The organism is Sulfitobacter maritimus (genome assembly GCF_013346665.1).
Taxonomy (GTDB): Bacteria; Pseudomonadota; Alphaproteobacteria; order Rhodobacterales; family Rhodobacteraceae; genus Sulfitobacter; species Sulfitobacter maritimus.
Window position 1 is genome coordinate 306,987 of record NZ_JABVBB010000021.1, and the last position, 26,957, is coordinate 333,943.

Genomic DNA, 26,957 nt, shown 5'->3' on the forward strand with positions numbered 1-26,957 from the left:
AAACGGGCGCAGTAGCATTTCGGTGACAGCAAAGCGTGTCGTGTCGCTCCGTACCTGCCGTCCACAACAACGGGCATCCTGATGGTATCGCGTGTTATCCCTGTCGACCCGTTTGACCTCGTCATCTTTGGCGCGACTGGTGATCTTGCGCGCCGCAAGATTATTCCGGGTCTGTTCCATCGTTTCGCCGTCGGGCAGATGCCTGCGGGGGCCCGTATCATTGGGGCGGCCCGAAGCGAGATGAACCATGAAGCCTTTCTCAAACTGATCGAAGACAGCCTCAAAGAGTTCGTGCCAAAGTCGGCAGAGCAATCTGCCCAAATCGCCGCGTTCCTCAAGTCCCTACGCTATGTCTGCATCGATGCCACCGGTGAAGCGGGCTGGCGCGAATTGGGCGAACACCTGCGCCCAGAGACGGTACGCGCCTTCTACCTTTCCGTCTCGCCCACGCTCTTTGGTGCAATCGCGGATAACCTTAGCACCCATGGGCTTACCACCCCGCAGGCGCGGATCGTTGTCGAGAAACCCTTTGGCCGCGACCTCGCCTCAGCAAAAGCGCTGAACGCCGACTTGAGCCGCGTCTTTGACGAAGGCCAGATTTACCGGATCGACCATTATCTGGGCAAGGAGACCGTGCAGAACCTCATGGTGCTGCGCTTTGCCAATGCGCTTTGGGAGCCGCTGTGGAATTCCACGCATATCGACCATGTGCAGATCACCGTGGCCGAAAGTCTCGGTGTCGAAGGCCGGGGCGAATATTATGACCGCTCCGGTGCCATGCGCGATATGGTCCAGAACCACCTGATGCAGCTTTTGTGCCTCACGGCGATGGAGCCACCCTCCCGGTTCAGGCCCGACGCGGTGCGCGACGAAAAGCTGAAAGTGATCGAGGCCCTTGATCCTGTAGCGCCTGACAGTATCGCCCGCGGGCAATACCGCGCCGCCAACGGCGAAGGCGGGTATCGCGATCATGCTGGCGATCCGCAAACGCTGACCGAGAGTTTCATCGCCATGAAGGTGAACGTCAGCAACTGGCGGTGGGCAGGCACCCCTTTTTACCTGCGCACCGGAAAGAAACTGCGCGCCCGCACGTCTGAGATCGCGATCACCTTCCGCGATCCTCCGCATATGATCTTCCCGAAGTTGGAAGGCCGTCGCGGCAACGCCCTGATCATTCGGCTGCAACCTGACGAAGGCATCACCCTGCGCACCACGATCAAAGAGCCGGGCCCCGGCGGCATGCGCGTGGTCGAGGCCGCGCTCGACCTGACCTTTGCCGACGCCCATGGCCCCGATGTCGAAGCCCAAGATGCCTACGAGCGGCTGGTGATGGAAGTCATTCGCGGCGACCAGACCCTGTTTATGCGCGGCGACGAGGTCGAGGCCGCATGGGCTTGGGTCGATCCGATCATTCGCGGCTGGGAAGAGACGCGCGAAAGGCCCGCCCTCTATGACGCGGGGAGCGCCGGGCCAGAAGACGCGCTGATGCTTCTGCACCGCGACGGGCGGCGTTGGCGCGATCTTGAGCCATGAGCACGCGTCCGCCGCAACCATCACGCCCGGCGCCCTGCCCCTGCACGCGCGCCGACGGAAAGGAGACCTAAGATGACCACCATGAACGACACCGTGAAACGGGTGACCGACCGGGTAATCGCCCGCAGCGAAGCCTGCCGCAGCGCCTATCTGGCCCGAATGGAAACGGCCCGCGCGAAAGGCCCCGCCCGCGCGCATCTGTCCTGTAGCGGACAGGCCCATGCCTATGCCGCCTCCGGCCCCGACAAGGACCGCCTGGCCACCACCAGCGCCGGCAACCTCGGGATTGTCACCGCTTATAACGACATACTTTCGGCCCATCAGCCGTTTGAGCGCTACCCGGAGCTGATCCGCGCAGCGGCCCGCGAAATAGGCGGCACGGCGCAGGTTGCAGGTGGGGTGCCGGCCATGTGCGATGGGGTCACGCAGGGCGAGGCCGGGATGGAACTGTCGCTGTTTTCGCGCGACGTGATCGCGCTGGCCGCCTCTGTGGCGCTCAGTCACAACACCTTCGACGCAGCTGTGTTTCTAGGCGTCTGCGACAAGATCGTGCCGGGCCTGGTGATCGCGGCGCAGGCTTTCGGCCATCTGCCCGCGGTCTTCATGCCAGCGGGGCCGATGAAAAGCGGCTTGTCCAATGACGAGAAGGCCAAGGTCCGTCAGCAGTTCGCGGCTGGGGAAGTGGGCCGCGAGGCGCTGATGGCCGCCGAAATGGCCGCCTATCACGGTCCGGGCACCTGCACCTTTTACGGCACGGCCAACACCAACCAGATGCTGATGGAATTCATGGGGCTGCATCTGCCCGGCGCCAGCTTCGTCCCGCCCAGTTCTGGTCTGCGCGAAGCGCTGACCCGCGAAGGCGCCAAACGCGCGCTGCGCCTTAGCGCGCTCGGCAATGAGTACACCCCGGTCTGCGATATTCTGGACGAGCGCGCCTTTGTGAACGGAATCATTGGGCTCAATGCCACCGGCGGCTCCACAAATCTGCTGATCCACCTGATCGCCATGGCCCGCGCGGGCGGAATCATCCTCGACTGGGAAGACTTCTCCGAGCTTAGCGACATCACGCCCCTGATGGCGCGCGTCTATCCCAACGGTCTGGCCGATGTGAACCACTTTCACGCAGCGGGTGGGCTCGGCTACATGATCGGAGATCTGCTGGGCGCGGGTCTACTGCACCCAGACACCAAGACAGTCGCCGGAGAAGGGTTGGAACATTACACCAAAGATCCCGTCTTTGCCGAAGATAAGCTGGAGTGGCGCAGGGGCGCGAGCGAAAGCCTGAACGACAAGATCCTGCGTCCAGCCCGCGACCCGTTTCAAAGCTCCGGGGGGCTCAAGCGTCTCTCCGGCTCACTTGGCACCGGCGTGATCAAAGTCTCAGCCGTGGCTCAAGAACACCGTATTGTCGAAGCACCTGTGCGGGTGTTCCATGATCAGGATGCGGTGAAAACTGCCTTCAAAGCGGGCGAGTTGACTGGCGATCTGAACGTCGTCGTGCGCTTTCAGGGGCCCAAGGCCAACGGCATGCCCGAATTGCACAGCCTCACGCCGCTCCTGTCGATCTTGCAGGGGCGTGGGCAGAAGGTGGCTCTTGTCACCGACGGGCGCATGTCCGGCGCGTCCGGCAAAGTGCCTGCGGCCATTCATGTCTGTCCGGAGGCAGTAGACGGCGGGCCAATCGCGCAGCTTCAGGATGGCGACCGGCTGCGGGTCGACGCTGAGCAAGGCACGCTCGACATCCTGACAGATGGGGTTTTGCAACGGCCTGTCCCGACGGCTGACCTCTCCGCCAGTGCGACCGGGACGGGCCGCGAGCTTTTTGCAACATTCCGCGCCACGGTGGGCTCTGCCACCACCGGTGCTACCATATTCGGAGGTTAGACCCATGACCTTGTCCCCCACAGAGGCAAGCCGGCACATGCGCGAGATCTGCGGCTTGGCACCGATTGTTCCGGTGCTGGTCGTTGAGGATGCAACAACCGCGCGCCCCATGGCTGAGGCCTTGGTGGCTGGTGGCCTGCCGGTGCTTGAAGTCACGTTGCGAACACCGGCAGCATTGGACGCGATCCGCGCCATGCGCGAGGTCGCAGGTGGACATGTCGGGGCCGGAACCCTGATCACGCCAGAGGACGTGCGCGCAGCCAAGGCGGCGGGCGCGAGCTTTGGTGTGTCGCCCGGTGCCACAGACGACCTTCTGGCCGCCTGCGCGGCAGAAGGCCTGCCGCTTTTGCCCGGTGCCGCCACTGCCAGCGAAGCGATGCGGCTCTTGGTGCGCGGATACGACATGCAGAAGTTTTTCCCTGCCGAAGCCTCCGGCGGCGCACCAGCCCTTAAGGCCATTGGCGCCCCCCTACCCCAAATCGCCTTTTGCCCCACCGGCGGGATCGGACTGGAGAAGGCAACAGGCTATCTGTCACTGCCGAATGTGCGCTGTGTTGGGGGAAGCTGGGTCGCGCCAGCGGCGCTTGTCAGCGCGCGGGATTGGGCCGGGATCGAGGCCCTCGCCCGCGACGCTGCAGGGCTGGGGGCGCGGTCTGATTGTGTAGAGAGCTAAGATCGGCAGTCTGTATGACCGATATGACTTTCAACGCTTTAGGCCAACCACAACAAAGATCGGGAAACCCCGTTCCTTTTGTTCAATTTACGCGTTCCCATCCGCGCCTTCGCGGTTGCGGGTTTCAACCGACGCGCTGCCCGTCGGCGTCAATCAACAGCGTGCCATCCTCTTTTGACATCGGACCGGGTGGCAGGTGGTCGAGAAGCTCCAGCACGGTCTCGCTCGGGCGGCACAGCCGCACGCCCTTGGGCGCGCAGACAATGGGACGGTTGACCAGAACCGGATGCTCCAACATGGCCGCGAGCAGCGTTTCGTCATCGACAGACGGATCAAGCAGCCCCAGTTCCTCCGCCGGTGATTTCGTCGTCCGCAGAGCACTGCGGGGCGTCAGGCCAGCGGCCGCGAAGAGCCCCAGAAGCTGCGGGCGGGTCCAGCCAGTTTTCAGGTAGTCGATGACCACTGGCGTCTCGCCCGATGCCTCAATGATCGCCAGCACATTGCGCGAGGTGCCGCAGTGGGGGTTGTGGTGGATCACGATGCTCATGCAGCACTCCCTTCCCTAGGAAACCAATGTTGTGTCCGGTTCGCAAATGCGACGAGAGAAAGCATCACCGGCACTTCCACCAGAACGCCGACGACAGTCGCCAAGGCAGCCCCCGACCCCAGCCCGAACAAGCTAATTGCAACGGCAACCGACAGCTCAAAGAAATTGGACGTACCGATCAGGGCGCAGGGTGCGGCTACGTTGAACGGAATGCGCCATGCCCGCGCCGCAGCATAGGCCAGAAAGAAGATGCCGTAGGACTGGATCAGCAGCGGCACGGCGATCAGCACGATGACCAAGGGACGGTCCAAAATGACCTCGCCCTGAAACCCGAACAGCAGCACCACCGTCACCAACAGCCCGATGATCGAGAACGGTTGCACGCGGGATTTGAAGGCATCCACCGCCGCCTCACCACCCTGAGCCACCAGTTTCCCGCGCGTCAGATACCCGACCAGCAGCGGCAGCATGACATAAAGGCCAACCGACAGTAGCAGCGTATCCCACGGCACGACAATATCCGTGACACCAAGCAGAAAGGCAACGATCGGCGCAAAGGCGAAGACCATAATCACATCGTTTACGCTCACCTGCACCAGCGTATAGGTCGCATCCCCCCGCGTCAGGTTTGACCACACAAAGACCATCGCAGTGCAGGGTGCGGCCCCCAGCAGAATAACCCCCGCAAGGTAGGCCTGCGCGTCGTCCGGCGGGATCAGGCCCGCAAAGACATACTCGAAGAACAGCACACCAAGAGCGGCCATTGTGAAGGGTTTGATCAGCCAGTTGACGACCAAGGTCACGACCAGCCCTTTTGGCTTGTCTCCGACCTGACGCAGCGCGCCAAAGTCCACGCCGACCATCATCGGATAGACCATGGCCCAGATCAGCAGCGCCACAGGCAGGTTGACCGAGGCCACCTCCAACGCGGCGAGAAAGGAGAACAGCTCCGGAAAAATATTGCCCAGCAGCAACCCGCCACCGATGGCAAGCGCCACCCAAATGGACAGCCAGCGTTCAAAGGTTCCCAGACCCGCCGCTGCAGGAAGTGTTGTATCGGTCATATCGGGCAACTATCCAATTGAAAGGTTTTTGTATTAGCAGGCGCAAGCGATCTCATTAATGACGGGCTGACACTGATCAGGCCGCCCACCGCAGCAATCTTCCATGAGGAAGGCCAAGAGCCCGCGCATCCCATCCATGTCAGCAAAATAGCGGATGCTGCGGCCCTCTCGCTTACTCCGGATCAGATTGGCGCGGGACAGGATGCTAAGGTTGGCGGACATTGTGTTCTGACGCACCTCAAGGGTGTCGCTTATCTCACCTGCTGTCATCCCTGTCTCGCCAGCCTTTACCAGCAGACGGAAGACATCCAGCCGAGTAGGCTGACTGAGCGCGGCGAAAGCATCGAGGGCGAGATTCTTATCCATATATCGTGAACTATTGATACGTCAGATCTGGGTCAAGCGATTTTTGCGCATGTAAGGTACTCCTGAACCCTCCCCTTCGGTGCAAGGCGACAAGTGGCGGTCAGGCATCCGCCTTTGACACGAACCATTCGAGAACAGTCTGAATAGCTGCGCTCCGTTTGGACCCTCGCCGTGCCAGCAGGTAAAAGTGATCGTCGCCAGAAAGCGTCTCAGGACGCAGTTGGACCAAATGATTTGCCGCAATATCGCGCTGCGCAAGGAAGCTGTTGACCAGAGCCACGCCCTGCCCCGACAGCGCTGCGTCCATGGCCAGAGCGGTTTGGCTGAGCCGCAACCCGTGGCCCCCAAGGTCTTCGATCTTCAGGCGTTTTAGATAGGCGGGCCAAAGGTCATGCGCATCATGCAGTTTCGGGATCTGCGCAAGCACATCCGGTGCGAGGGGCAATTGCTGCGACCCGATAAGCGATGGGGCCGCTACGGCGATGATCTCTTGGTGAAATAGGCGGACAGCGTCCAGCGATGCACCGAATGGCGGTTGCCCCTGCCGGACGGCCAAGTCGATCCCGTCGCCGTGGAAACTGGAAACCTTCTCAGTAGCAAGGATTTGCAGATCAATGTCAGGATGGGTGACAGCAAAGTCCGGCAGGTTTGGGATCAGCCATTTGGCTGCAAAGGTTGGCGTGACGCTGACCAAAACCCGATCAGGTGCCGGGCGCAGGGCGGCGGTCGCCACACGCAATTCCTCAAACGCCATCGCGACTCGTCCGTGGTAGCGGCGCCCCGCCGACGTGAACGCCAGTCCTTTGGGCAATCGCTCAAACAAGGCGACTCCTAAATGCGCTTCTAGGTGCCTGACATGCTGGGCGACAGCAGCTTGCGTCACGCCCATCTCATCAGCGGCGGCGCGAAAGTTAAGGTGCCTGCCAGCTACTTCAAAGGCACGCAGACCGTTCAGTGGCGGGATTTGGGTCATCTGGCGATAGTATTGCTATTATCAGATAACATCAATTCTTGCGCGTAATAATCGTCAAATCTCCCTAAGTATGGATAAGAACAATAGCGGAGAGTCCAATGTCAGTAGAGAAAATAGCCCTTATCACCGCAGGCGGCAGCGGCATGGGAGCAGACGCGGCCCGCAGATTGGCCGCAGACGGATTTCGGGTCGGGATATTATCGTCGTCAGGCAAAGGCGAAGCGCTTGGCGCGGAATTGGACGGTTTCGGCGTCACCGGGTCAAACCAGTCAGATGATGACATTACCGCCTTGGTGGACGGCGCAATGGAACGTTGGGGACGCGTCGATGTCTTGGTGAACTCTGCCGGGCATGGCCCCAAGGGACCGGTGCTGGATATCTCAGACGAAGATTGGCACTTGGGCATGGAGGTCTATCTGCTCAACGTTATCCGGCCCACCCGGCTTGTGACGCCGCTCATGCAGGCGCAGGGTGGCGGCGCGATTGTAAATATCTCAACCTTCGCTGCATTTGAGCCAGATCCGCTCTTTCCCACCTCTGGCGTGTTTCGCGCGGGGCTGGCGGCCTTTGCCAAGCTGTACGCTGACAAATACGCAATAGAGAACATCCGCATGAACAATGTCCTTCCCGGTTTTATCGACAGTCTGCCTGAAACCGAGGACCGCCGCGCACGTATCCCTATGGGGCGGTATGGGAAGGCGGATGAGGTATCGTCGTTGATCTCATGGCTGGCTTCCGACGGGGGCGCTTACATGACCGGGCAAAACCTGCGGATCGATGGCGGGCTGACCCGTGCCGTCTGATATTACGATGGCTGCGCCCTCAACGGGGCGCGCCGCATTCTTGGTAGAATGGGCAGCGTCGCTGATTCAGATCATGGGCTATACAGCGACTGCATTTGGCTGGACACCTTGGAACCTCTATCTGTTCCTAGTCGGCGTTCTTGGTTGGTTTGCGGTGGGCGTTCTTTGGAATGATCGTGCAATCATGTTGATTCACATCGCTGCCCTTGGGGCGATGCTGGTGGGGATGAGCCAAGGTTAGAGGGGCGTCCGCGCACCCTGCCCGATATAGCTATATGACGTCACGCAGTTGCCCCCGCGCCAACCGTTTCAGGAAAGCTCCTTTGGTCTAATGTTTCCCCGGTTCCCACTTCCACAGGTGGGAACTGACATCACGGTGACCCGTTAACCTATTATAAGGGAGCATTGGAACCGTCCTAGGCGCCTATGGCGAGCGTGATTTAGCAGCTCATTTGCCCGGCGATTTTTAGCCCGCTGCCCCGAGATACCACGGCGCAAAGGAACATCCTGCGCTCATATTGCAAAGGAGACCACCCCATGTCCTACTGGCGTTTTGCCGCGATGATCGCGACCTCAACCATCGTGATGTTCGGTTTGATGTATTTAAACACCTACGCTTTCGAACACGTCTTCTTTAGCGAAACGCGGACCTATATGGCACTGTTGATGGGGGCCGTTATGGCGGTCATCATGTTAAGCTTCATGTTGTCGATGTATGCGAATAAGGCGATCAATATCGCGATTTACCTCGGCTCTATCTTGGTCTTCGCGCTGACCCTATGGCTGGTCCGCAGTCAGGTCACCGTGGGCGATACCAGCTATATGCGCGCCATGATCCCGCACCATTCGATTGCGATCATGACCTCCGAGCGGGCGGACATCTCTGACCCGCGGGTGCGCAAGCTTGCGGACGACATCATCGCGGCACAGCGCAAAGAGATCGCCGAGATGCGCAGTCTGATTGCCGATATCGAGGAGAATGGTGATGCGGTCGATCCGGAGCTGGGCGAGACAGGAAGCCAGCCCGAAGTCGGTACGCTGGATGCCGCGCTTTCGTCAGCGGAAATTGCCAGACTCGACCCGGCGGGGCTGACCGCTGAAGATGTCGAGAGCCTGCTCGGCACTGCCACCTGTCAGTTTAGCCGGACCAACGAAGGTGAGCCAAGCCTCGTGATGGCTGGAAATACCGGCGGCATCAAACTGTCAGGCACCTTGATCGAACTGCAATCCGATGAGGATATCAACGAAGCCGCACTTGCGGATGGGGCTCGGTTCACCGCCGATGGCGTCGATGTTACCGTTACACCCATCGCCGGCGCTGACTGGACCGACACCGAAAGCAATCTGCGCCGCTCGGAAGCTGAGATGAAGTTCCATCTCGACCGTGGTTTAACCGTTGGCTATCGCGGCTTTTTGGACTGTCAGAACGAAATGTAAGTTTGGCGAGGGCGAGATGTGCCGGAAAGCGCGCGGTTCACTTTTGATATTGCGCTAGCGGTGGTGATGTTCCGGCCAAATTCCGGGTGATCTCGATTGTTGCAGGGAATGGCCGCTTTGCCGTCGTAACCTCAACGCTTGGCGCTAACGTGCCAGTTCACCATCATCTCCACCACGGTGTCGCCTGCCTCATTCTGAATGTCGACTGTCACGTCAAAGGCGACTTTCCCCTCTTCTCGGAGGGTCAACAGCAGATCAGCGCCGGGACGAGAGGTCTTAGCATGGGCTGTCAGCGTGCCTTCGGCGATCTTTTTGAACGCGATCTTGCCCATGGCCGCGACGGGCCGCATGTCCATGATCACCGGCGCAATCGCCCCGGCCATGGCAGCACCCGAAGCCGCCTCGCCCAAGGTAAACATCGCACCTGCGTGCTGTGTGCCGATATGGTTGGACGTCTCATGCCGCTGCACCAACTTGGCGCTTGCGGTCCCGTCACCGATGTCGAGCAGTTTCACCCCGACATGGGCCGCAAAGGGGACTGCTGAATCGAGGTGGGCTTTGATCATGTCATAAGGGGTCATGGGTGCGCTCCGCTTGCGTATGGGCTTACTCTGGCAAAGGTCTGCCCAGCACACAATCATGCCGCCGGGTCACCGTGCGATCACGATATCCGCCCGCAGACCGCCAAGCCGTGTCGACTCGCCTAAACGCAACACCCCGCCATGGGCGCGCGCGATGTCTGTGGCGATGGCCAAACCAAGGCCAACTCCGCCGCCCTTGTCCTGATTGCGCGCAGGATCCAGGCGCGAGAACGGGCGAGTTGCTTCCTCGCGGCGGTCTTCGGGAATACCGGGGCCATCGTCCTCAACCCGAATACGCAGGGTGCGGTCGCTGAGCATGACCGACACTTCCGCTCGCGCGCCATAGCGCACGGCATTCGAGATCAGGTTGTCCACCGCCCGCCGCATAGCCACACGCCGCAGTTTCACTGTGCCTTCGCCCTCACCCTCAGGTGGCAGGAGCACCACGGCACGCCCGCCGCGCTGCGCCTCTTCGACGATTTCGGCCACGAATTCATGCGGTGCCACGCGCTCTGGCTCACCCTCTGACGCGCCTTTGGCGAAATTTAGAAACTCATCCAACATGCGCTGCATGTCGTCCACATCAGCCATCAGTGGGGCTGCGTCTTCTTCGTCAATCATCGACAGGCCCAAGCGCATCCGTGTCAGCGGGGTGCGCAGATCATGGCTTACCCCCGACAGCATCAAGGTGCGCTGTTCAATCTGCCGCTCAATGCGCGCACGCATATCGACAAAGGCATTGCCGGCTGCGCGAATTTCGACCGCTCCTGCCGGGGTGTAAGGCTCATGGCGCCCCCGTCCAAACGCCTCTGCCGCACGGGCGAGCCGTTTGATCGGACGCAGTTGATTGCGCAGGTAAATCGACGCGATGATCGACATCACCACCCCAAAGAACACCGTATGGACAAACAGTTGGTGCGGGTTGGAAGCGGAGATCCGACGTCTGTCGAACTGGATGCGCAATGGGCCGTGCGGGCTTTCCACATAGAGAACGACAAAGTCATCATCTGCCAGATCGACCGCCTCAATCCCCTCCATGTTGGCTCTCAGCCGTGGGATGAGCACGCGGCCCGAATAGTCATACCACAGCATGCTGTCGCGCTGCGGTAGCGGGCGGTTCGCGGGGGTGACGACCATATCAAGCGGCCCGGCGCGGGCCTGCACCGCCATTGGCACCGATTGTGCATCGGGTGCTGTGCCCACGGCGAGCATGATCAGTTCCAACTCCCGCAGGACCGTGTCGGTCATCTGATTGGTGACGCCTTCGAAATGTCGCTGGGCAAAGATCACCACCACAACCAGTTGCAAAAACACAACCGGCAAGAGCAGGATCAGCGCAGCGCGTCCGTAGATGCCGCGCGGCACATATCGTTTGAGCCAAGCAAAATTCATGGCTAGACCTTAGCCAGCCCCCTGCCCCTGCGAAAGGTGAAACCATGTTGCCGCCCGATGACTTTGACCCCAAGATCGGCCTGCCCGAGACGCTTGAGCCCGGACTGCGCCGCATCGTTGCGCCAAATCCATCGCCTATGACCTATCGCGGCACCAATACCTACCTGATCGGAGAGACGGATATCGCGGTAATCGATCCCGGTCCTGACAGCGCGGCGCATCTGGATGCGATCCAAAACGCGATTCAACCGGGCCAGCGGATCAGCCATATCATCGTGACCCATACCCATGTCGATCATTCCCCCCTCGCGCGGCCCTTAGCGGACGCCTGTGGGGCTCCGATCTATGCGTTTGGCAATGCGACTGCGGGGCGCTCGCCCATCATGCAAGAACTGGCCCGCGCAGAAGAGATCGGCGGCGGCGAAGGAGTTGACTTGAGTTTTCAGCCGGACCGTTTGCTGGCCGATGGTGACGTTGTCACAGGCGAAGGCTGGCAACTCGACGTGCTGCACACCCCCGGTCATATCGGCAACCACATTTGTCTGGGAATGGGAGACGCCTGTCTGACGGCGGATCACGTGATGGGCTGGGCCACATCGCTCGTCTCGCCCCCGGATGGTGATTTGACAGATTTCATGGCGTCCTGCGAACGGCTCGCCGCGCGGGACTGGCGGGTGTTCTACCCCGGTCACGGCGCCCCGGTTCACAATCCTGCGGAACGGCTGGCGTGGTTGATGGCCCATCGCCGCGCGCGAGAGGCGTCAATACTGGATGCGCTGCAAGAGGCAGATGCGACCGCCGCCGAGCTTGCCAATGTAATCTACGTGGATACCCCTTCGGCGCTGCTGGGGGCGGCGACGCGAAATGTGCTGGCCCATCTGGTCGATCTGACCGGGCGGGGCAGCGTTCACCCCCTTGGTTCGCTACAAGCGACTGCCCGTTTTCGTCTTAACTGATCTCGGATACGCGCAAACCGTCGCAAATTAGCAACGATGGCCGCATTCTCGGCAGTATCTGGCCCTTTTTTGGACCTTTCCCCCGGCCAAGCTCGTTTCATGGGTGAACCAACTCACCCACCGAGCAGCAAAGGAGCTACCCGATGGCCCAACATAGCAGAACCCAGCAGCCGCCAAAACCCGCGCCCAATCCGCAGCCGACTTCGAGCACGACGCCGGCGCAGCCACCGCGCAACCCAAAGCCGATCTTTACCGATTACGCGAGCATCTAACCGTCGCCGTCTACCCTATAGGGCTTGCTGATTACGGAACCGAATAACCCCGCGTTGCGTTTGGCTTCCAGTGCAACAACGCAGGTATCCTATGGCTCCGCAACCTCACGCCCATGACGCTGATCTCGCCCGCTTGCGCCGTTTGGCGCAGAGCATGGATAGCGCTTTTACACTCCCCATCATCGGCGTGCGTATGGGGTGGGATTCGATCCTCGGCCTCGTTCCTGTGGTCGGAGACACGATCGCCCTCATCCCTTCGGCCTATATTATGAAAGAGTCCCATCGTATGGGCGCACCCAAAAGCGTGTTGGCGCGAATGGCCGTTAATGCTGGGGTGGATTACGTGATTGGGTCAGTGCCGCTGGTGGGGGATCTTTTCGACATTGGGTGGAAATCCAAGTTGCGAAATGTCGATCTACTAGAGAGACATCTGCAAAAGGAAGCCGCCAAAGCTCCGCGGGATGGTGATGTTGAAGGACGCATGTCCTCCCACCATCCGACGCTGAATAACTAAATTTTAACTAGATCGAAACGAAAAAGGGCTGCCCTAAAGCAGCCCTTTCGCATGTCTTGTAAGCCGAAAGCTTAGCCAACCAGTTCAAGACCGGAGAAGAAGTAAGCGATCTCAACCGCTGCGGTTTCCGGTGCGTCGGAACCGTGAACGGAGTTTTCGCCAACGCTTTCAGCAAATTCTGCGCGGATGGTGCCCTCTGCCGCATCGGCAGGGTTGGTCGCGCCCATCACTTCGCGGTTTTTCGCGATGGCGTTTTCACCTTCGAGAACCTGAGCCACGATCGGCGCGGAAGCCATGAACTCACACAGTTCGTCATAAAAGGGACGCTCGGCGTGCACTTTGTAGAACTCGCCCGCCTGCGCTTTGGTCAGGTGGATGCGCTTTTGTGCGACAACGCGCAGGCCGGCGTCTTCGAATTTCTTAACGATGGCGCCGGTCAGGTTGCGGCGGGTTGCGTCGGGCTTGATGATCGAGAAGGTGCGTTCGAGGGCCATTGGCTGTACTCCATAGCGGGTGTTGATTTGCGCGCTCCCTAGCATGGGGTCTGGCCCATGAAAAGCCGTGATTGACCTTCGGCCCCGCTTGCTCCAAACGGCTTTCATGTTACGCATTTCAGAAATCAACTACTCCGTCGAAGGCCGCCCTCTGTTCGAGGAAGCCTCCGCCGTGATCCCCGAGGGCCACAAGGTCGGCATCGTCGGGCGCAATGGCGCGGGCAAAACCACGCTGTTCAAGATCATCCGTGGCGAGCTGTCGCTCGACAGTGGCGATATCTCTTTGCCGTCGCGGGCCAAGATCGGCGGCGTGGCGCAAGAAGTGCCATCGTCAGAGACCTCGTTGATCGACACGGTGCTTGAGGCCGACGTCGAACGCGCACGATTGATGAAAGAGGCGGAGTCCGCCGAGGATCCGACCCGCATCGCTGACATTCAGACCCGTCTGGCAGATATCGACGCATGGTCCGCCGAAGGGCGCGCGGCGTCGATCCTCAAAGGGCTTGGTTTCGACGACGAAGAACAACAAATGCCCTGCTCCGCCTTTTCGGGCGGCTGGCGGATGCGCGTGGCGCTGGCGGCGGTGCTTTTTGCGCAGCCGGACCTGCTGCTGCTCGACGAACCGACCAACTACCTCGACCTCGAAGGCGCGCTCTGGCTGGAAAGCTATCTGGCGAAATACCCCCATACCGTGCTGATCATCAGCCACGACCGCGGTCTTCTGAACCGCGCCGTGGGCGGCATCCTGCACCTCGAAGACCGCAAGCTGACCTATTACCAAGGCCCCTATGATCAATTCGCCCGCCAACGTGCCGAAAAACGCGCGTTGCAGGCGGCGATGGCCAAAAAGCAGCAGGCGCGGCGCGACCATATGCAAAGCTTCGTTGACCGTTTCAAAGCCAAGGCTTCTAAGGCGAAACAGGCGCAATCGCGTCTGAAGATGATCGAGAAGATGGACATGATCACCGCGCCCGAGGACGTGGCGCGCAAGGTATTCACTTTCCCTGAACCCGAAGAGCTTTCACCGCCGATCATCAACATCGAGAACGGCTCGGTCGGTTACACCGACGACAACCCTGTGCTAACGCGGCTAAACCTGCGCATCGACCAAGACGACCGCATCGCGCTTTTGGGCAAGAACGGTCAGGGCAAGTCGACGCTGGCCAAGCTGTTGTCAGACCGTTTGCCACTGATGGCGGGTAAGCAGATCAATTCATCCAAGCTGCGTGTTGGCTTCTTTGCCCAGCATCAGGTGGACGAGTTGATCGTCGAGGAGACGCCGCTACAGCATATGATTGCCGCCCGCCCCGGCGTGCTGCAGTCGAAACTACGCGCGCAACTGGCGGGCTTTGGCCTTGGCCCCGAACAGGCGGAAACCGAAGTGGGCCGTCTGTCGGGCGGGCAAAAAGCGCGGCTGTCGCTGCTCTTGGCAACGCTGCACGCGCCGCATCTGCTGATCCTCGACGAGCCGACCAACCACCTCGACATCGAATCCCGCGAAGCGCTTGTCGAGGCGCTGACACGCTACTCGGGTGCTGTGATCCTCGTCAGCCACGACATGCACTTGCTGTCTCTGGTCGCCGACCGGTTGTGGCTGGTGTCGAACGGCACGGTCAAACCCTATGAGGACGATCTCGAAGCCTACCGCAAGATGCTGCTGACCCCGGAAAAGCCGGTCAGCAAGAACCCTGCGAAACCAAAAGAAGCGCCCAAGCCCAAACGTGCCAGCCGAGACGAGGTATTGGCGCTGCGCTCCGAAGTCCGCAAGGCCGAAGCGCGGATGGAAAAGATCAACGAAATGCGCGACAAGCTGGCCAAGAAATTGGCTGATCCTGCGCTCTACGAGGACGCCAAAACCGGTGAGCTTGAGGTCTGGAACAAGAAATACGCCGAAGTGATGGACGCGCTGCACCGCGCCGAAACGCTTTGGATGGGCGCTCAGGAAAAGCTGGAGAAGGCCACCGCCTAGCGCGGCGAGACCTATCTACCGCCACGGCATGGCAAATTTTGCATTAAGGGGGGTCGCTCGTTCGGCCCCCCTCGTGCAATCTGATGTCGCTTACCTCATAAAGGACAGCAGATGACCTTCGACACCGCCTATATGATCACCGCTCTTGTCACGATGTTCGTGGTGATTGACCCCATCGCCATCGCACCGGTTTTCTTGGCGCTTACACAGGGCATGAGCAAGGCGCAACGCCGCCTGATTGCGTGGCGGGCTGTGGGGGTCGCTGGGCTGATCCTGTTGATCTTTGCTGCCTTTGGCGAAGCGGTGCTGAACTTCGTCGGCATTTCCATGCCCGCCTTCCGTGTGGCTGGAGGGATTTTGCTGTTTATCACCGCGCTCGACATGCTTTTCGACCGCCGCACCAAACGCCGCAAGGATCGCGCGGATGAGGATGAGCATGACGACCCTTCGGTCTTTCCCATGGCGATCCCGCTTATCGCCGGGCCGGGGTCGATTGCTTCGGTCATTCTGCTGACGGGCGAAAAACCGGGCGGCGAAGGGTTGATCACCATTATTGTTATCTCTGCGCTGACGCTGGTGGTCATGGCGCTGACCATGCAGGTCAGCAGCGCATTGGAACGGGCGATGGGCAAAACCGGGATCAACATCGTGACCCGCCTTTTGGGGATGTTGCTGGCCGCCCTTTCCGTTCAATTCGTGCTGGACGGGCTCGCGGCCTTTGGCTTTGGCCCCGGCCCTATGCCCGGCTGACATTCGACTGCTGCCTTCCTATATCTATAATAGGTTAAGGGGGGGCATCATGGCCACTATCGACACTGCGCATCTGATCTACCTTATCGTTCTGCTGGCCATGGTGGCGGGCTGGTTCTTTTTGCAAAGCCGTCCATCGATGAACAAGACACTGCAGCAAGCGGCGGTCTGGGGGCTGATCTTTACCGGCGCGGCGGCGGGGGTTGGGCTATGGCAAGACATCACCCGCGATACCGCAAGCCAGCAGCTGCGCATCGACGCACAGGGCGAGATCGTCCTGCCGCGCGGACGGGATGGGCATTACTACCTTACCGCACAAGTGAACGATGCACCTGTCCGCTTTGTCGTTGATACGGGCGCGACCGATATTGTGCTTACCAAAGCCGACGCCGCACGGATCGGGATCGATCCCGAAGGGCTGAAATACCTTGGCCGCGCCGGCACTGCCAATGGGGAAACCCGCACGGCTTACGTGAAGCTGGACAAGGTCGTGGTGGGCAATGCGGTGGATCACAACGTCCCTGCGGTGGTGAACGATGGGGAAATGTCGCAGTCGCTTCTTGGGATGGGATACTTGCAACGTTGGGGCCGGATTGAGATCAGCGGCGGCGAGCTACGGCTTAGCCGCTAGACTCTCCGGTCGGGCAGCATCAAAAGAATTCGCCGCAAAATGACGCCATATTTGCCGCGACTTCGACAGGGTTTCGCCCTGTTCCTCAGATATTTCGACAGGTTAATATAACCTTATAAAGGATACATTATCTTGTTACTTTCAAGCCTTACTGGCGGTTCATACCCTCAGTCACAGCCCCCCAAACCTGCGGCAAGCTCCGAAAGCACCGAGGACTCACAGACATCTGCGCCCGCTGCGGAAGACAGCGCGTCTGACGCGCCGTCGCAAACGCAAGCCAGCGCCGCGCCTCAGGAAGCGAGCAAGGCCCAATCCGCTCCGGCACCAAGCAAAGCCGAAGCCGTGCAGCCAGCACAAAAGACGAATTCTGTCGAAACGACCAACAAGCCATCAGCAGCCGACGAAGAGGCTTTCGCACGGGCGGCTGCGCAACGCGGAGTCGACAGCGCCCGCACACGCGCTTTGTTGGATACGATTGATCCGGTGAACAACTCAGCGGTGCAAGCGGCAAAATCCTATGTCAGCAAAGCCCCGCAAGACGTACCGGCTGAAAAGGCCAGCAACGCTGCTGCTGCGCCCAAAGCCGAGATGGACAACGCGGCTTAATGCTACGGCCGGCAGCGGGGGCCATTTGGCCCCTGCTTGCACTGGGTTAGGTCTCTGCCTTCTTCTCCCACCGTCCGCTTTCTTCTGACCAATATTGCGCCGAGGCGCCTTCGGCTTTGAGACGCCTCCACAATCCGCGCGCCTGATCCAACGCCATCGGGTCATGCCCGTCAAACAGCACGCAGACCCGCTCAAGTGCGGCGACTTCCTCGGCGGTGACATTTGCGCCGTGAACGGCCATCACACAATTGGGCTGATTGGCCGCGCTCTCTTCTAACGTCAACAGCACCGGCTGATCCGCATCCTGAGCCCCGCCGGCCATGCCATGCGGCAGAAAGCTGTCCTCCGAAAAAGTCCAAAGGGCTTGATCCAGCGCCTCCAGCCCTTCGCGGTCCGTGCCACGCAGGGCCACACGCCAGCCATTGGCGAGCGACTTTTCCAGCAGCATCGACAGCGTCTCAACCAAAGGTCGCTGGGTCAGGTGATAGAAAAAAGCCGCTCCCATGTTGCGCTCAGCCCTTCTCGAAGCGGTCAGCTACGAGGCGGTTTAACGCCGCCACGCCCCAGCCTGTCGCCCCTTGAGGTGCAAGCGTGGTTTCGGATTTCACCGAGGCGACCCCGGCGATGTCCAGATGGATCCAGGGCGTTTCGTCTTTGACAAACCGCTTGAGGAACTGCGCTGCGGTGATGGAGCCCGCCGGGCGACCGCCGACGTTCTTCATATCAGCGATGCGGCTTTTCAACTGGTCATCATAGCCCTGCCCCAGCGGCAAGCGCCATGCGCCCTCATGCTCGCTTTCGGCAGCCTTAAGAAACGCATTGCACAGCGCGTCATCGTTGGAAAAGACCCCGGCATTCTCATGCCCCAGGCCGATGATGACCGCCCCTGTCAGCGTCGCCAGATCAATCATCGCAGCGGGTTTGAACCGCTCCTGCGCATACCACATGACATCGCAAAGCACCAAACGCCCCTCGGCGTCGGTGTTGATGATCTCAACCGTGTCACCCTTCATAGATTTGACCACATCGCCGGGGCGGATGGCGTTGCCTGACGGCATGTTCTCAACGATGCCGACCAGCCCTACGACATTGGCTTTCGCCTTGCGCCGCGCCAAGGTCCGCATCACGCCGGAAACTACGCCCGCGCCGCCCATGTCCATGGTCATATCTTCCATGCCTGCGCCGGGCTTGAGGCTGATGCCGCCGGTGTCGAAGACCACACCCTTGCCCACAAGCGCCAATGGGGCGTTGTCCTTTGCGCCGCCTTCCCACCGCATCACAACCACTTTGGAGGGGCTGTCGGACCCCTGCCCTACGGATAAAAGCGTGCGCATACCGAGGCTTGCAAGCTCATCTTCATCCAGCACTTCAACTTTCAGGCCAAGGCTCTCCATCGCGACCAACTGTTCGGCAAAAGCGCTGGTGGTCAGCACATTGGCGGGCGCGTTAGTCAGATCGCGGGTCATGAAAGCGCCTTCAGCCACGGCGAGCATAGGTGCTGCGGCCTCGCGCGTGTCGTCGGGCTTGGCGCACATGACCGTAACACTGCCCTTTCGGGGTTTGGCTGCTGATTTGTGGTCTTGGAAGGTATAGTCCCGCATCACCAATCCAAAGGCGACATCTGCAACGCGATTAGTGCTCGCGGCCAGCAACAGCAGATCACTATCGCTGCGCAGTTTGGCCAAGGCCGCCCCGGCCTTGCGCGCCAGAGCAACATCCGCGCGGCGCGGCAGATGCACCACATCGACTGCCTCAGCCGCCATGCCTGAGGGATAGGTCAGGCTCAGAACCTCGCCCGGCTTCAGATTGGCGAAACGCGCCCCTTCGACGAGACGTGCCAGCGCACCTTTCGTCAGTTTGTTGATCCGCCGCGCACCGACATCTAGGCGCCCCGAAGGCTCAAGAAACACCGCCAGTCGCCCCGCGTGACCTGCGATTTGGTCAATGTCAGTCTCGGAAAAGGTGATCGGTGTCAGGTCAGTCATGGCGTGCCTCTTGTTTGCTTTGGCCCAGACCTAGCCTGCCCGGAGCGGCATGACCAGATAGCAGTTTTCCCGGCTCTCAAATTGCATTAACATCCCCGCAAACGCCGTTAGAGCATCAAGGGGGATCGCAGTGGCACGCATTGATCGCTACATGCTATCGCAACTTTTGGTGATGTTCGGCTTTTTCTCACTGGTTTTGGTCGCGCTGTTCTGGATCAACCGAGCGGTTGTCCTTTTCGACCGGCTGATCGGCGATGGTCAGTCTGCCATGGTCTTTCTTGAGTTCACCGCCCTTGGTCTGCCCAAACTTATCGTGACAGTGCTGCCCATCGCGACATTTTCGGCCTCAGTCTATGTCACCAATCGCATGACCGGGGAATCCGAACTTACGGTGCTACAGGCGGCAGGCGCCGGACCTTGGCGGCTGGCGCGGCCCGTTTTTGTTTTCGGTCTCTGTGTGGCTGCGATGATGACGGTACTGAGCCATTTTCTCGTGCCGATGGCCGAAGGCCAGCTAAAGCAGCGCGAAGCCGAGGTATCGCGCAATCTGACCGCCCGGCTGCTCACCGCTGGAGTGTTTTTGCACCCGACCGATGATGTGACATTCTACACCCGCGAGATCGACAGCGACGGGGTGCTGCGGGATGTTTTCCTGTCAGATCGCCGCAATCGCGAAGAAGGCGTGATTTACACCGCAGCCGAAGCCTATCTGACCCGCAACGGGGACGCGACAACGCTGATTATGGTCAACGGGATGGCACAGCGGCACAACACGGTTAGCAAACGGCTGGCAACGGCCAAGTTCCGCGATTTCTCCTTTGATATCTCCCCCTTGGTGGGCGAGGACGGCGCGGCTAATCAGACCCCGCGCAGCATGATTACCCCGGAACTGCTGTGGAATTGGCCGGCGATCGCCGCGCGCTCGGGCAGCAGCGAAGGCGATGTGGCCGAGGAGCTGCACGGTCGGTTTGCACAGCCATTGTTCTGTCTGGTTGCAGCGATGATTGGCTTTGCCACGCTGATGCAGGGCAGTTTTTCACGCTTTGGTGTCTGGCGCGAAGCGGTGATTGCCTTTGCACTGCTCATTGCGATTGACGGGATGCGCGGGACTTTGGTGACGCAGGTGCGCGAGGCCGCAGCGCTTTGGCCCTTGCTCTATCTGCCCGCTTTGATCGGCGCGCTTCTCAGCTTGGCGATGCTTTGGCAGGCCGCCCATCCCGGCTGGACCCGCAGAGTCGCGCGCAAGGAGAGCCGCGCATGATCCTGCATTTCTATTTTGCCCGTCGTTTCCTTATCAGCTTCTTAGTTATTACCAGCGTGCTGGGTGCCTTGGTCATGCTGGTGGACGGGGTGGATCAGGCCCGGCGGTTTGCCAATGACGAAGTCAGTTGGGCGCAGGTTTTTGGCATGACCCTCCTCAATCTGCCGCAAACGGTTAATCTGATCCTGCCACTGATCATGATCCTGGCAACCGTCGCGCTTTTTCTGGCGTTGGCACGGTCTTCGGAATTGGTTGTGACCCGCGCCGCGGGGCGGTCGGCGATGGGAGCGTTGATTGCGCCGGTGATGGTCGCCCTTGTGATCGGCGTGTTGGCGGTGGTGGTGCTAAACCCGATTGTCGCAGCCACAAGCGAACGTGCCGAACAATTGACCCAGCGGTATCGCTCGGACGGGCGCTCTGCCCTGTCGGTGAGCGACGAAGGGCTCTGGCTGCGCCAAGGCAATGCAGAGGGTCAATCGGTGATCCGGGCGTGGCGCACGAACAGCGATGCCTCGGTGCTGTATAATGTGACGATCATTACCTATGAGCCGGACAAAGGCCCAACACGACGCATTGAGGCTGAGACCGCGCGGCTGGTCGATGGCGAGTGGCGCTTGCGGGGTGCGAAGGTTTGGCCGCTCGCTGCCGGGGTCAACGCCGAAGGGGCGGCGGAAATACATGAGAGCCTAGCGATCCCGTCGTCTTTGACGGTTGAACGCATTCGCGAAAGCATTGGTCGTCCGTCAGCCGTGTCGATCTACGAACTCCCCAGTTTTATCCGTCAACTTGAGCAGGCAGGTTTTAGCACGCGACAGCATGAAGTCTGGTTGCAGGCCGAACTGGCGCGGCCTCTGTTTCTGGTGGCGATGGTTCTGGTTGCGAGCGCTTTCACCATGCGCCATACCCGTTTTGGCGGGACCGGCGTGGCGGTTCTGGCGTCGATTTTGCTGGGGTTTGGTTTGTATTTCATTCGCAGTTTCGCTCAGATCCTTGGCGAGAACGGCCAGATCCCGGTGGCGCTGGCCGCTTGGGCGCCGCCGCTGGCCGCGATCTTCCTCGCACTTGGTCTTTTACTACATGCAGAGGATGGCTGATATGCGTGCTGCCCTGTTTGGTCTTGCCTTAATCGTCGCCCCTGCCACCCTCTTGGGGCAAAGCACTTCGGTAGCGGATCGCCCTGCTGTTTTGGTGGCAGACCGGGTGTTTATCACGCGTGACCGGGTGCTGGTGGCTGACGGGAATGTTGAGGCTTTTCAAGGCGAAACCCGACTGCGTGCCTCAGCCATCCGCTATGATCAGGACCGGGGTGCGCTGAGTATCGAAGGGCCGATTGTCTTGTCCGAAGGTGACAGCACCACGATCCTTGCCGATGCCGCCGAACTGGACGGTGAATTGCAATCGGGGCTGCTGCGCGGTGCGCGGATGATCCTTGAACAACAGTTGCAGCTTGCGGCGGTCCAGATCAACCGGGTCGAGGGGCGTTATAGCCAGCTTTACAAAGCTGCCGTGACGTCTTGCAAACTGTGCGAGGACGGCGAAGCGCCGCTTTGGCAGATCCGCGCCAAACGCGTGGTCCATGATGAAGTGGCCCAACAGCTTTATTTCGACGAAGCACAGTTCTTGATCAAGACCGTGCCAATCTTCTACCTGCCGCGCCTGCGTCTGCCCGATCCGACGCTTGACCGCGCGTCCGGCTTTTTGGCGCCCACTGTGCGCTCCACATCGCAGTTGAGCGTGGGGCTCAAGCTGCCCTATTTCATCAAAATCGGGGACCACCGCGACCTGACGTTGACCCCTTATCTGTCGAGCAAAACCCGCACGATGGAGTTTCGCTACCGGCAAGCGTTTGTGGCAGGGCGGATCGAGTTTAACGGTGGCATCACCCGCGACGATCTCCAACCGGATGACACCCGCGGCTATCTATTTGGCTCCGGCACCTTTGATCTGCGGCGCGACTACAAGCTCGACTTTGGCATTGAGACGACCAGCGACCGGTCCTACCTGAACGATTACGGCTATTCTGTTGCAGACCGGCTGACCAGTGAATTGACCGTCAGCCGGACGCGGCGGGACGAATATACCCGCGCCAGCTTGCTGAACTACCAATCCCTGCGCGACGGCGATGTTAACGACTATCTGCCGACGCTGGTGTTGGATGGTGAATACCAGAAACGCTATTTCCCCGCCCGGATCGGTGGCGAGGTGAGGCTCTCGCTCGAAGCGCATAGCCATCGGCGCGCGTCGGACGTCAGCGCGAATGGACTTGGACGCGATGTGTCGCGCCTTAACGGCGATCTTGATTGGATGCGGCGTTTGACCTTCGGCAATGGGCTGGTGAGTGATCTGCAACTCGGCACCAGCTTTGGCCTGTTCAACATCGCACAGGACGCTGACTACACGCCGCGCCATAGCGATATGGTGCCAAAAGCCGCCGTTGCATTGCGCTACCCGATGCAGCGGCGCGAGGCTGGCGGCGCGGTGCAACAAATCGAACCTCTGGTGCAACTGGCATGGACCGGCGGGGACCGTCTGGACATTCCCAACGAAGAAAGCACGCTGGTCGAATACGACGAAGGCAATCTGCTCGCACTCAGCCGCTTCCCGCGCCCCGACCGGCGCGAGCGGGGTGCCGTGATGGCCTTTGGCGTGAACTGGGCGCGAATTGACCCCAATGGTTGGGACGCCAACCTGTCTGTAGGGCAAGTCATCCGCGACAAAACTGACGCTGACTTCTCTTTTAGTTCCGGCTTGGAAGGCACCCAGTCCGATTTCCTCATTGCAGGACAATTGCGCAACGACAATGGTTTCGCCGTCATCGGGCGCGGGCTTGTCGATGATGATTTCCAAGTCGCCAAAGCCGAATTGCGGGGGGTCTGGAACTACCAGCGTGGGCAGATCGCGGGGAGCTATGTCTGGCTCAGCGCAGATGATGATGAAGAGCGCGACGACAATGTCTCTGAGATCACCTTCGACGGCAGCTATGCAATCAACAATCAATGGCAGGCTACCGCCGACTGGCGCTTTGACGTCGAAGATGAACGCGCCGCAAGAGCGGGTTTGGGCCTGAGTTACAACAATGAATGTGTACAGGTCGACGTTTCGGTCAACCGACGCTATTCATCCTCAACAAGTGTTGAGCCCTCAACCGATTTCGGATTTAACATCGGTCTGCGGGGCTTTGCAGCCAACACCGGAACAGAAAGATACGTGCGCTCATGTGGGAAGTAACGAAACAGAAATTCCGTGTCGTGATGCGGGGAGCAGCGGGCGTCGCGCTTGCTTTGATGATCAGCCAACCCGCCACGGCGCAGAACCTTTTTGCCCCGGTCGTGCAGATCGACGGTGCGGTGATCACCGAATACGAAGTTCAACAGCGCCAGCGTTTTATGCAATTGCTGGGCGCCCCCGGCACCGACCGTGAGAGCGTGATTGACGCCCTGATTGAGGACCGTTTGCGCGGCGCTATCTTGGAACAGGCAGGGCTGGAAGTTACCCCAGAAGGCATCCGCGCTGGTATGGCGGAATTCGCCGCACGCGCCGATTTGACGACTGACGAATTTCTCAAAGCGCTTGCGCAGGCGCAGGTCTCTGAAGAAACCTTTCGTGATTTCATCCTGATCAGCTCGGCTTGGCGCGACCTGATCCGCGCACGTTACAACAACCGTGTCACGATCACGGACGCCGAGGTGGACCGGGCGCTCGGCAGCAGCCGCGGCAGCACCAGTCTGCGCGTGCTCTTGTCCGAAATTATCATTCCCGCGCCGCCCCAGAATGCGGATCAGGTGAATGCGCTGGCCGAAAAAATTTCTAAGACGCGCAGTGAAGCCGAATTTTCAGCCTATGCCCGGCAGTATTCCGCAACAGCGTCGCGCGGTCGGGGTGGCCAAATGCCTTGGACCGAATTGGATAAACTCCCGCCCTCCCTGCACCCGATCCTGCTTGGATTGGCGCCGGGTGAAGTGACGAAACCGCTGCCGATTCCCAATGCTGTGGCCCTATTCCAACTGCGCGGGATCGAAGAGACCGACGCGCCCTCTGTCACCTATTCCGAGATTGACTACGCCGCCTATTACATCCCCGGTGGGCGCTCTGAAGCCGCCTTGGCGCGGGCCGCGCAGTTGCGCGGGCAGGTTGATCAATGCGATGACCTTTATGGTGTGGCCAAAGGCCAACCCGCGAATGTCCTTGACCGTGAGGTCAAAGCGCCTTCGGAAATCCCGCAGGATGTGGCGATCGAACTGGCAAAGCTGGACCCCGGCGAAGTGTCCACCACACTGACGCGGGCCAATGGTCAGACGCTGATGTTCCTGATGTTGTGCAAACGGGTCACGGCAGCAAACGCTGATGTAGACCGTGAGGCGGTGATCAGTTCGATCCGTCAGCGCAAACTGCAAGGCTTTGCTCAGCAGTTGGTCGATCAGGCCCGCGCTGACGCCCGCATCATCCGCCAATGACCGGCGCCACCCGGCCGGTGGCCATTTCCTGTGGTGAACCCGCAGGGATTGGCCCCGAAATCGCGGCCCGCGCATGGGCTGCGCTGGCCAGTGATATCCCGATGGTCTGGATTGGTGACCCGCGCCATCTGCCAAAGGATGTGCCGCACCGGGTGATTGAGAGGGCCGAAGACGCAAGTCTTCCAAGTGCGGACGCGCTGCCGGTTCTGCCGCATGATTTTGGCAGCGCTGCCCTGCCCGGCGTGGCGCAGCCCGGCCATGCGCAGGGTGTGATCGACGTGATCGCACAGGGTGTTGATCTCGTTCAACAAGGCGCGGCGTGCGCGCTTTGCACCGCGCCCATTCACAAGAAAGCGCTGCAAGACGGTGCGGGTTTTGCCTATCCCGGTCACACCGAATACCTCGCGGCGCTTGCGGGCGTTGATGATGTGGTGATGATGCTCGCGTCAGAGCAGTTGCGGGTGGTCCCGGCAACCATTCACATCGCCCTGGACCAAGTACCACAGGCACTCACACCACACGGATTGCGGCGCACGATTGAGATTACGGCAGAAAGTCTGCGCGCGCGTTTCGGCATTGCGCGCCCTCGGATCGCCGTTGCGGGTCTGAACCCCCACGCTGGCGAAGGCGGCAGCATGGGCCAGCAAGAGATCGACTGGATCGCGCCACTGATCCTTGAGATGCAGGGCGAAGGATATGCGCTGACCGGCCCCCTGCCGGCCGACACGATGTTCCACGCCGCAGCACGACAGAATTACGACGCCGCCATCGCCATGTATCACGACCAAGCGCTGATCCCGATCAAGACGTTAGATTTTGACCGCGGTGTGAATGTGACCTTGGGCCTGCCCTTCGTGCGGACCTCACCCGATCACGGCACCGCCTTTGACATCGCAGGCCAAGGTCGCGCCAATCCGACCAGCATGATTGAAGCGATCAAACTGGCTTGGCGGATGGGGAGCACCACATGAGCACAATCGACAATCTTCCGCCGCTGCGCGAAGTGATTGCAACGCATGACCTCGCCGCGCGGAAATCTCTGGGGCAGAACTTTCTGCTCGACCTGAACCTTACCGCCAAGATTGCCCGACAAGCGGGCGATATGGCCGATTGCGATGTGCTTGAGATCGGCCCCGGTCCTGGCGGGCTGACCCGCGGTCTGCTGTCTGAGGGAGCGCGCCATGTGCTGGCGATTGAGAAAGACCGCCGTTGCCTGCCTGCCCTTGCCGAGATTGCCGATCACTACCCCGGTCGGCTGACCGTTATCGAAGGCGATGCGCTTGAAGTTGATCCCTTGACGCATCTGACGCCACCGATCCGTGTCGCGGCGAACCTGCCCTATAACGTCGGCACCGAGCTTTTGGTGCGCTGGCTGACCCCGCCTGAATGGCCACCTTTCTGGCAAAGCCTGACGCTGATGTTCCAGCGCGAAGTGGCCGAACGCATCGTGGCCACCCCCGGCTCCAAGGCCTATGGCCGCTTGGCGGTTTTGGCGCAGTGGCGCAGCGATGCACGGATCGTTTTGCAACTGCCACCCGGCGCTTTCACGCCGCCGCCTAAAGTCTCCTCCAGTGTCGTGCACCTTACTGCCCTGCCCGAACCGCGCTTTCCTGCGGACCCCGATGTGCTGAGCCGTGTCGTCGCGATGGCCTTCAACCAACGTCGCAAGATGCTGCGGTCGGCGCTCAAGGGTGCCGCGCCCGATATCGAAGACCGTCTGCGGGCGGCAGGGCTGAGCCCAACAGAACGGGCCGAGCAAATCTCGCTCGAAGGCTTCTGTGCGCTCGCCCGTGAAATTGCCAAAGGTTAATC

The 26,957-nt window shown here is 60.3% G+C and carries 27 protein-coding genes; 18 read left to right on the forward strand and 9 right to left on the reverse strand.

Going from position 1 to position 26,957, the window contains the following annotated elements:
- Positions 1–81: 81 nt before the first annotated feature.
- From zwf to eda, 3 genes are all read left to right on the forward strand, one after another.
- Positions 82–1,533 carry a glucose-6-phosphate dehydrogenase gene (gene zwf, locus HTT03_RS03470; RefSeq protein ID WP_174858477.1) on the forward strand — a complete coding sequence of 484 codons (1,452 nt, stop codon included), beginning with the start codon at positions 82–84 and terminating at the stop codon, positions 1,531–1,533.
- Between the two features lie 72 nt (positions 1,534–1,605).
- Positions 1,606–3,417 (forward strand): phosphogluconate dehydratase, encoded by a 1,812-nt coding sequence (edd, locus tag HTT03_RS03475; protein ID WP_174858478.1) that lies wholly within the window; start codon positions 1,606–1,608, stop codon positions 3,415–3,417.
- 4 nt (positions 3,418–3,421) lie between these two features.
- Positions 3,422–4,090: a bifunctional 4-hydroxy-2-oxoglutarate aldolase/2-dehydro-3-deoxy-phosphogluconate aldolase gene (eda, locus tag HTT03_RS03480; RefSeq protein WP_174858479.1), complete on the forward strand. Its 669-nt coding sequence runs from the start codon at positions 3,422–3,424 to the stop codon at positions 4,088–4,090.
- Positions 4,091–4,214: 124 nt separating this feature from the next.
- On the opposite strand, the gene arsC is transcribed toward eda, so the two are convergent.
- From arsC to HTT03_RS03500, 4 genes are all read right to left on the reverse strand, one after another.
- The gene (gene arsC, locus HTT03_RS03485; RefSeq protein ID WP_174858480.1) at positions 4,215–4,637 is read right to left on the reverse strand and encodes an arsenate reductase (glutaredoxin); all 423 of its coding nucleotides are present in this window, start codon (positions 4,635–4,637) and stop codon (positions 4,215–4,217) included.
- Positions 4,634–5,701, reverse strand: a complete 1,068-nt coding sequence (gene arsB / locus HTT03_RS03490; RefSeq protein WP_174858481.1) for an ACR3 family arsenite efflux transporter — start codon at positions 5,699–5,701, stop codon at positions 4,634–4,636. Before arsB ends, arsC begins: the two co-directional genes overlap by 4 nt.
- Before the next feature lie 33 nt (positions 5,702–5,734).
- Positions 5,735–6,067: an ArsR/SmtB family transcription factor gene (locus HTT03_RS03495; RefSeq protein WP_174858482.1), complete on the reverse strand. Its 333-nt coding sequence runs from the start codon at positions 6,065–6,067 to the stop codon at positions 5,735–5,737.
- Positions 6,068–6,167: 100 nt separating this feature from the next.
- The gene (locus tag HTT03_RS03500; protein ID WP_174858483.1) at positions 6,168–7,040 is read right to left on the reverse strand and encodes a LysR substrate-binding domain-containing protein; all 873 of its coding nucleotides are present in this window, start codon (positions 7,038–7,040) and stop codon (positions 6,168–6,170) included.
- Positions 7,041–7,138: 98 nt separating this feature from the next.
- On the opposite strand from HTT03_RS03500, the gene HTT03_RS03505 reads away from it, so the two are divergent.
- The 3 genes from HTT03_RS03505 (at position 7,139) to HTT03_RS03515 (ending at position 9,280) form a co-directional block, all read left to right on the forward strand.
- Positions 7,139–7,843 carry an SDR family oxidoreductase gene (locus HTT03_RS03505; protein WP_174858484.1) on the forward strand — a complete coding sequence of 235 codons (705 nt, stop codon included), beginning with the start codon at positions 7,139–7,141 and terminating at the stop codon, positions 7,841–7,843.
- A 7-nt stretch (positions 7,844–7,850) separates the two neighbouring features.
- The gene (locus tag HTT03_RS03510) at positions 7,851–8,084 is read left to right on the forward strand and encodes a DUF6552 family protein (RefSeq protein WP_174858485.1); all 234 of its coding nucleotides are present in this window, start codon (positions 7,851–7,853) and stop codon (positions 8,082–8,084) included.
- Between the two features lie 296 nt (positions 8,085–8,380).
- On the forward strand, positions 8,381–9,280 hold the full coding sequence (locus HTT03_RS03515) for a DUF305 domain-containing protein (protein ID WP_174858486.1): 900 nt from the start codon (positions 8,381–8,383) through the stop codon (positions 9,278–9,280).
- Between the two features lie 131 nt (positions 9,281–9,411).
- Here the strand turns inward: HTT03_RS03515 and HTT03_RS03520 are convergent, their stop codons facing one another.
- Positions 9,412–9,861, reverse strand: a complete 450-nt coding sequence (locus HTT03_RS03520) for a DUF4442 domain-containing protein (protein ID WP_174858487.1) — start codon at positions 9,859–9,861, stop codon at positions 9,412–9,414.
- Positions 9,862–9,930: 69 nt separating this feature from the next.
- Complete coding sequence (locus tag HTT03_RS03525; RefSeq protein WP_174858488.1) at positions 9,931–11,253, reverse strand: ATP-binding protein; 1,323 nt, start codon at positions 11,251–11,253, stop codon at positions 9,931–9,933.
- Positions 11,254–11,297: 44 nt separating this feature from the next.
- Between HTT03_RS03525 and HTT03_RS03530 the strand changes: the two genes are divergently transcribed.
- Positions 11,298–12,209: an MBL fold metallo-hydrolase gene (locus HTT03_RS03530; RefSeq protein ID WP_174858489.1), complete on the forward strand. Its 912-nt coding sequence runs from the start codon at positions 11,298–11,300 to the stop codon at positions 12,207–12,209.
- 363 nt (positions 12,210–12,572) lie between these two features.
- The gene (locus HTT03_RS03535; RefSeq protein ID WP_174858490.1) at positions 12,573–12,995 is read left to right on the forward strand and encodes a DUF4112 domain-containing protein; all 423 of its coding nucleotides are present in this window, start codon (positions 12,573–12,575) and stop codon (positions 12,993–12,995) included.
- 71 nt (positions 12,996–13,066) lie between these two features.
- Here HTT03_RS03535 and ndk read toward each other — a convergent pair whose 3' ends face one another.
- Complete coding sequence (gene ndk / locus HTT03_RS03540; protein WP_067266630.1) at positions 13,067–13,489, reverse strand: nucleoside-diphosphate kinase; 423 nt, start codon at positions 13,487–13,489, stop codon at positions 13,067–13,069.
- 106 nt (positions 13,490–13,595) lie between these two features.
- Between ndk and HTT03_RS03545 the strand changes: the two genes are divergently transcribed.
- The 4 genes from HTT03_RS03545 to HTT03_RS03560 all read left to right on the forward strand — a co-directional run bounded on the left by HTT03_RS03545 (position 13,596) and on the right by HTT03_RS03560 (position 17,445).
- Positions 13,596–15,458 carry an ABC-F family ATP-binding cassette domain-containing protein gene (locus HTT03_RS03545; protein ID WP_174858491.1) on the forward strand — a complete coding sequence of 621 codons (1,863 nt, stop codon included), beginning with the start codon at positions 13,596–13,598 and terminating at the stop codon, positions 15,456–15,458.
- Between the two features lie 111 nt (positions 15,459–15,569).
- Positions 15,570–16,208 (forward strand): MarC family protein, encoded by a 639-nt coding sequence (locus HTT03_RS03550; RefSeq protein WP_174858492.1) that lies wholly within the window; start codon positions 15,570–15,572, stop codon positions 16,206–16,208.
- A gap of 49 nt (positions 16,209–16,257) precedes the next feature.
- Positions 16,258–16,839 (forward strand): retropepsin-like aspartic protease family protein, encoded by a 582-nt coding sequence (locus HTT03_RS03555; RefSeq protein ID WP_174858493.1) that lies wholly within the window; start codon positions 16,258–16,260, stop codon positions 16,837–16,839.
- Between the two features lie 342 nt (positions 16,840–17,181).
- Positions 17,182–17,445, forward strand: coding sequence for a hypothetical protein (locus tag HTT03_RS03560; RefSeq protein ID WP_174858494.1), 264 nt, complete (start codon positions 17,182–17,184; stop codon positions 17,443–17,445).
- A gap of 46 nt (positions 17,446–17,491) precedes the next feature.
- On the opposite strand, the gene HTT03_RS03565 is transcribed toward HTT03_RS03560, so the two are convergent.
- Both HTT03_RS03565 and HTT03_RS03570 read right to left on the reverse strand, forming a co-directional pair.
- The gene (locus tag HTT03_RS03565) at positions 17,492–17,950 is read right to left on the reverse strand and encodes a DNA polymerase III subunit chi (protein WP_174858495.1); all 459 of its coding nucleotides are present in this window, start codon (positions 17,948–17,950) and stop codon (positions 17,492–17,494) included.
- A 7-nt stretch (positions 17,951–17,957) separates the two neighbouring features.
- Positions 17,958–19,430, reverse strand: coding sequence for a leucyl aminopeptidase (locus tag HTT03_RS03570; protein WP_174858496.1), 1,473 nt, complete (start codon positions 19,428–19,430; stop codon positions 17,958–17,960).
- A gap of 130 nt (positions 19,431–19,560) precedes the next feature.
- Between HTT03_RS03570 and lptF the strand changes: the two genes are divergently transcribed.
- Genes lptF through rsmA form a run of 6 tightly spaced genes read left to right on the forward strand, consistent with a single transcriptional unit; the run spans position 19,561 to position 26,955 of the window.
- Positions 19,561–20,691 (forward strand): LPS export ABC transporter permease LptF, encoded by a 1,131-nt coding sequence (lptF, locus tag HTT03_RS03575; protein ID WP_174858497.1) that lies wholly within the window; start codon positions 19,561–19,563, stop codon positions 20,689–20,691.
- A complete protein-coding gene (gene lptG, locus HTT03_RS03580; protein WP_174858498.1) occupies positions 20,688–21,785 on the forward strand; it encodes an LPS export ABC transporter permease LptG in 1,098 nt (365 codons plus the stop codon). The genes lptF and lptG overlap by 4 nt, the downstream gene beginning before the upstream one ends.
- 1 nt (position 21,786) lies before the next feature.
- Complete coding sequence (locus HTT03_RS03585; protein ID WP_174858499.1) at positions 21,787–23,919, forward strand: LPS-assembly protein LptD; 2,133 nt, start codon at positions 21,787–21,789, stop codon at positions 23,917–23,919.
- Positions 23,907–25,145, forward strand: a complete 1,239-nt coding sequence (locus HTT03_RS03590; RefSeq protein WP_174858500.1) for a peptidylprolyl isomerase — start codon at positions 23,907–23,909, stop codon at positions 25,143–25,145. The genes HTT03_RS03585 and HTT03_RS03590 overlap by 13 nt, the downstream gene beginning before the upstream one ends.
- Positions 25,142–26,116 (forward strand): 4-hydroxythreonine-4-phosphate dehydrogenase PdxA, encoded by a 975-nt coding sequence (gene pdxA / locus HTT03_RS03595; RefSeq protein ID WP_174858501.1) that lies wholly within the window; start codon positions 25,142–25,144, stop codon positions 26,114–26,116. Before HTT03_RS03590 ends, pdxA begins: the two co-directional genes overlap by 4 nt.
- Entirely contained in the window at positions 26,113–26,955 is an 843-nt protein-coding gene (gene rsmA, locus HTT03_RS03600) for a 16S rRNA (adenine(1518)-N(6)/adenine(1519)-N(6))-dimethyltransferase RsmA (protein WP_174858502.1), read from the forward strand. Before pdxA ends, rsmA begins: the two co-directional genes overlap by 4 nt.
- Positions 26,956–26,957 lie beyond the last annotated feature (2 nt).

Excerpts from the sequence above, each read along its gene's own strand:
- HTT03_RS03500 (WP_174858483.1), bottom strand. The coding sequence starts at position 7,040 with ATGACCCAAATCCCGCCACTGAACGGTCTGCGTGCCTTTGAAGTAGCT.
- HTT03_RS03505 (WP_174858484.1), top strand. The coding sequence starts at position 7,139 with ATGTCAGTAGAGAAAATAGCCCTTATCACCGCAGGCGGCAGCGGCATG.
- HTT03_RS03565 (WP_174858495.1), bottom strand. The coding sequence starts at position 17,950 with ATGGGAGCGGCTTTTTTCTATCACCTGACCCAGCGACCTTTGGTTGAG.
- pdxA (WP_174858501.1), top strand. The coding sequence starts at position 25,142 with ATGACCGGCGCCACCCGGCCGGTGGCCATTTCCTGTGGTGAACCCGCA.
- HTT03_RS03520 (WP_174858487.1), bottom strand. The coding sequence starts at position 9,861 with ATGACCCCTTATGACATGATCAAAGCCCACCTCGATTCAGCAGTCCCC.
- HTT03_RS03495 (WP_174858482.1), bottom strand. The coding sequence starts at position 6,067 with ATGGATAAGAATCTCGCCCTCGATGCTTTCGCCGCGCTCAGTCAGCCT.
- HTT03_RS03590 (WP_174858500.1), top strand. The coding sequence starts at position 23,907 with ATGTGGGAAGTAACGAAACAGAAATTCCGTGTCGTGATGCGGGGAGCA.
- ndk (WP_067266630.1), bottom strand. The coding sequence starts at position 13,489 with ATGGCCCTCGAACGCACCTTCTCGATCATCAAGCCCGACGCAACCCGC.
- HTT03_RS03515 (WP_174858486.1), top strand. The coding sequence starts at position 8,381 with ATGTCCTACTGGCGTTTTGCCGCGATGATCGCGACCTCAACCATCGTG.
- HTT03_RS03555 (WP_174858493.1), top strand. The coding sequence starts at position 16,258 with ATGGCCACTATCGACACTGCGCATCTGATCTACCTTATCGTTCTGCTG.
- eda (WP_174858479.1), top strand. The coding sequence starts at position 3,422 with ATGACCTTGTCCCCCACAGAGGCAAGCCGGCACATGCGCGAGATCTGC.
- HTT03_RS03510 (WP_174858485.1), top strand. The coding sequence starts at position 7,851 with ATGGCTGCGCCCTCAACGGGGCGCGCCGCATTCTTGGTAGAATGGGCA.
- HTT03_RS03525 (WP_174858488.1), bottom strand. The coding sequence starts at position 11,253 with ATGAATTTTGCTTGGCTCAAACGATATGTGCCGCGCGGCATCTACGGA.
- edd (WP_174858478.1), top strand. The coding sequence starts at position 1,606 with ATGACCACCATGAACGACACCGTGAAACGGGTGACCGACCGGGTAATC.
- HTT03_RS03530 (WP_174858489.1), top strand. The coding sequence starts at position 11,298 with ATGTTGCCGCCCGATGACTTTGACCCCAAGATCGGCCTGCCCGAGACG.
- zwf (WP_174858477.1), top strand. The coding sequence starts at position 82 with ATGGTATCGCGTGTTATCCCTGTCGACCCGTTTGACCTCGTCATCTTT.
- rsmA (WP_174858502.1), top strand. The coding sequence starts at position 26,113 with ATGAGCACAATCGACAATCTTCCGCCGCTGCGCGAAGTGATTGCAACG.
- HTT03_RS03585 (WP_174858499.1), top strand. The coding sequence starts at position 21,787 with ATGCGTGCTGCCCTGTTTGGTCTTGCCTTAATCGTCGCCCCTGCCACC.
- HTT03_RS03535 (WP_174858490.1), top strand. The coding sequence starts at position 12,573 with ATGGCTCCGCAACCTCACGCCCATGACGCTGATCTCGCCCGCTTGCGC.
- lptG (WP_174858498.1), top strand. The coding sequence starts at position 20,688 with ATGATCCTGCATTTCTATTTTGCCCGTCGTTTCCTTATCAGCTTCTTA.
- arsB (WP_174858481.1), bottom strand. The coding sequence starts at position 5,701 with ATGACCGATACAACACTTCCTGCAGCGGCGGGTCTGGGAACCTTTGAA.
- HTT03_RS03550 (WP_174858492.1), top strand. The coding sequence starts at position 15,570 with ATGACCTTCGACACCGCCTATATGATCACCGCTCTTGTCACGATGTTC.
- arsC (WP_174858480.1), bottom strand. The coding sequence starts at position 4,637 with ATGAGCATCGTGATCCACCACAACCCCCACTGCGGCACCTCGCGCAAT.
- HTT03_RS03570 (WP_174858496.1), bottom strand. The coding sequence starts at position 19,430 with ATGACTGACCTGACACCGATCACCTTTTCCGAGACTGACATTGACCAA.
- HTT03_RS03545 (WP_174858491.1), top strand. The coding sequence starts at position 13,596 with ATGTTACGCATTTCAGAAATCAACTACTCCGTCGAAGGCCGCCCTCTG.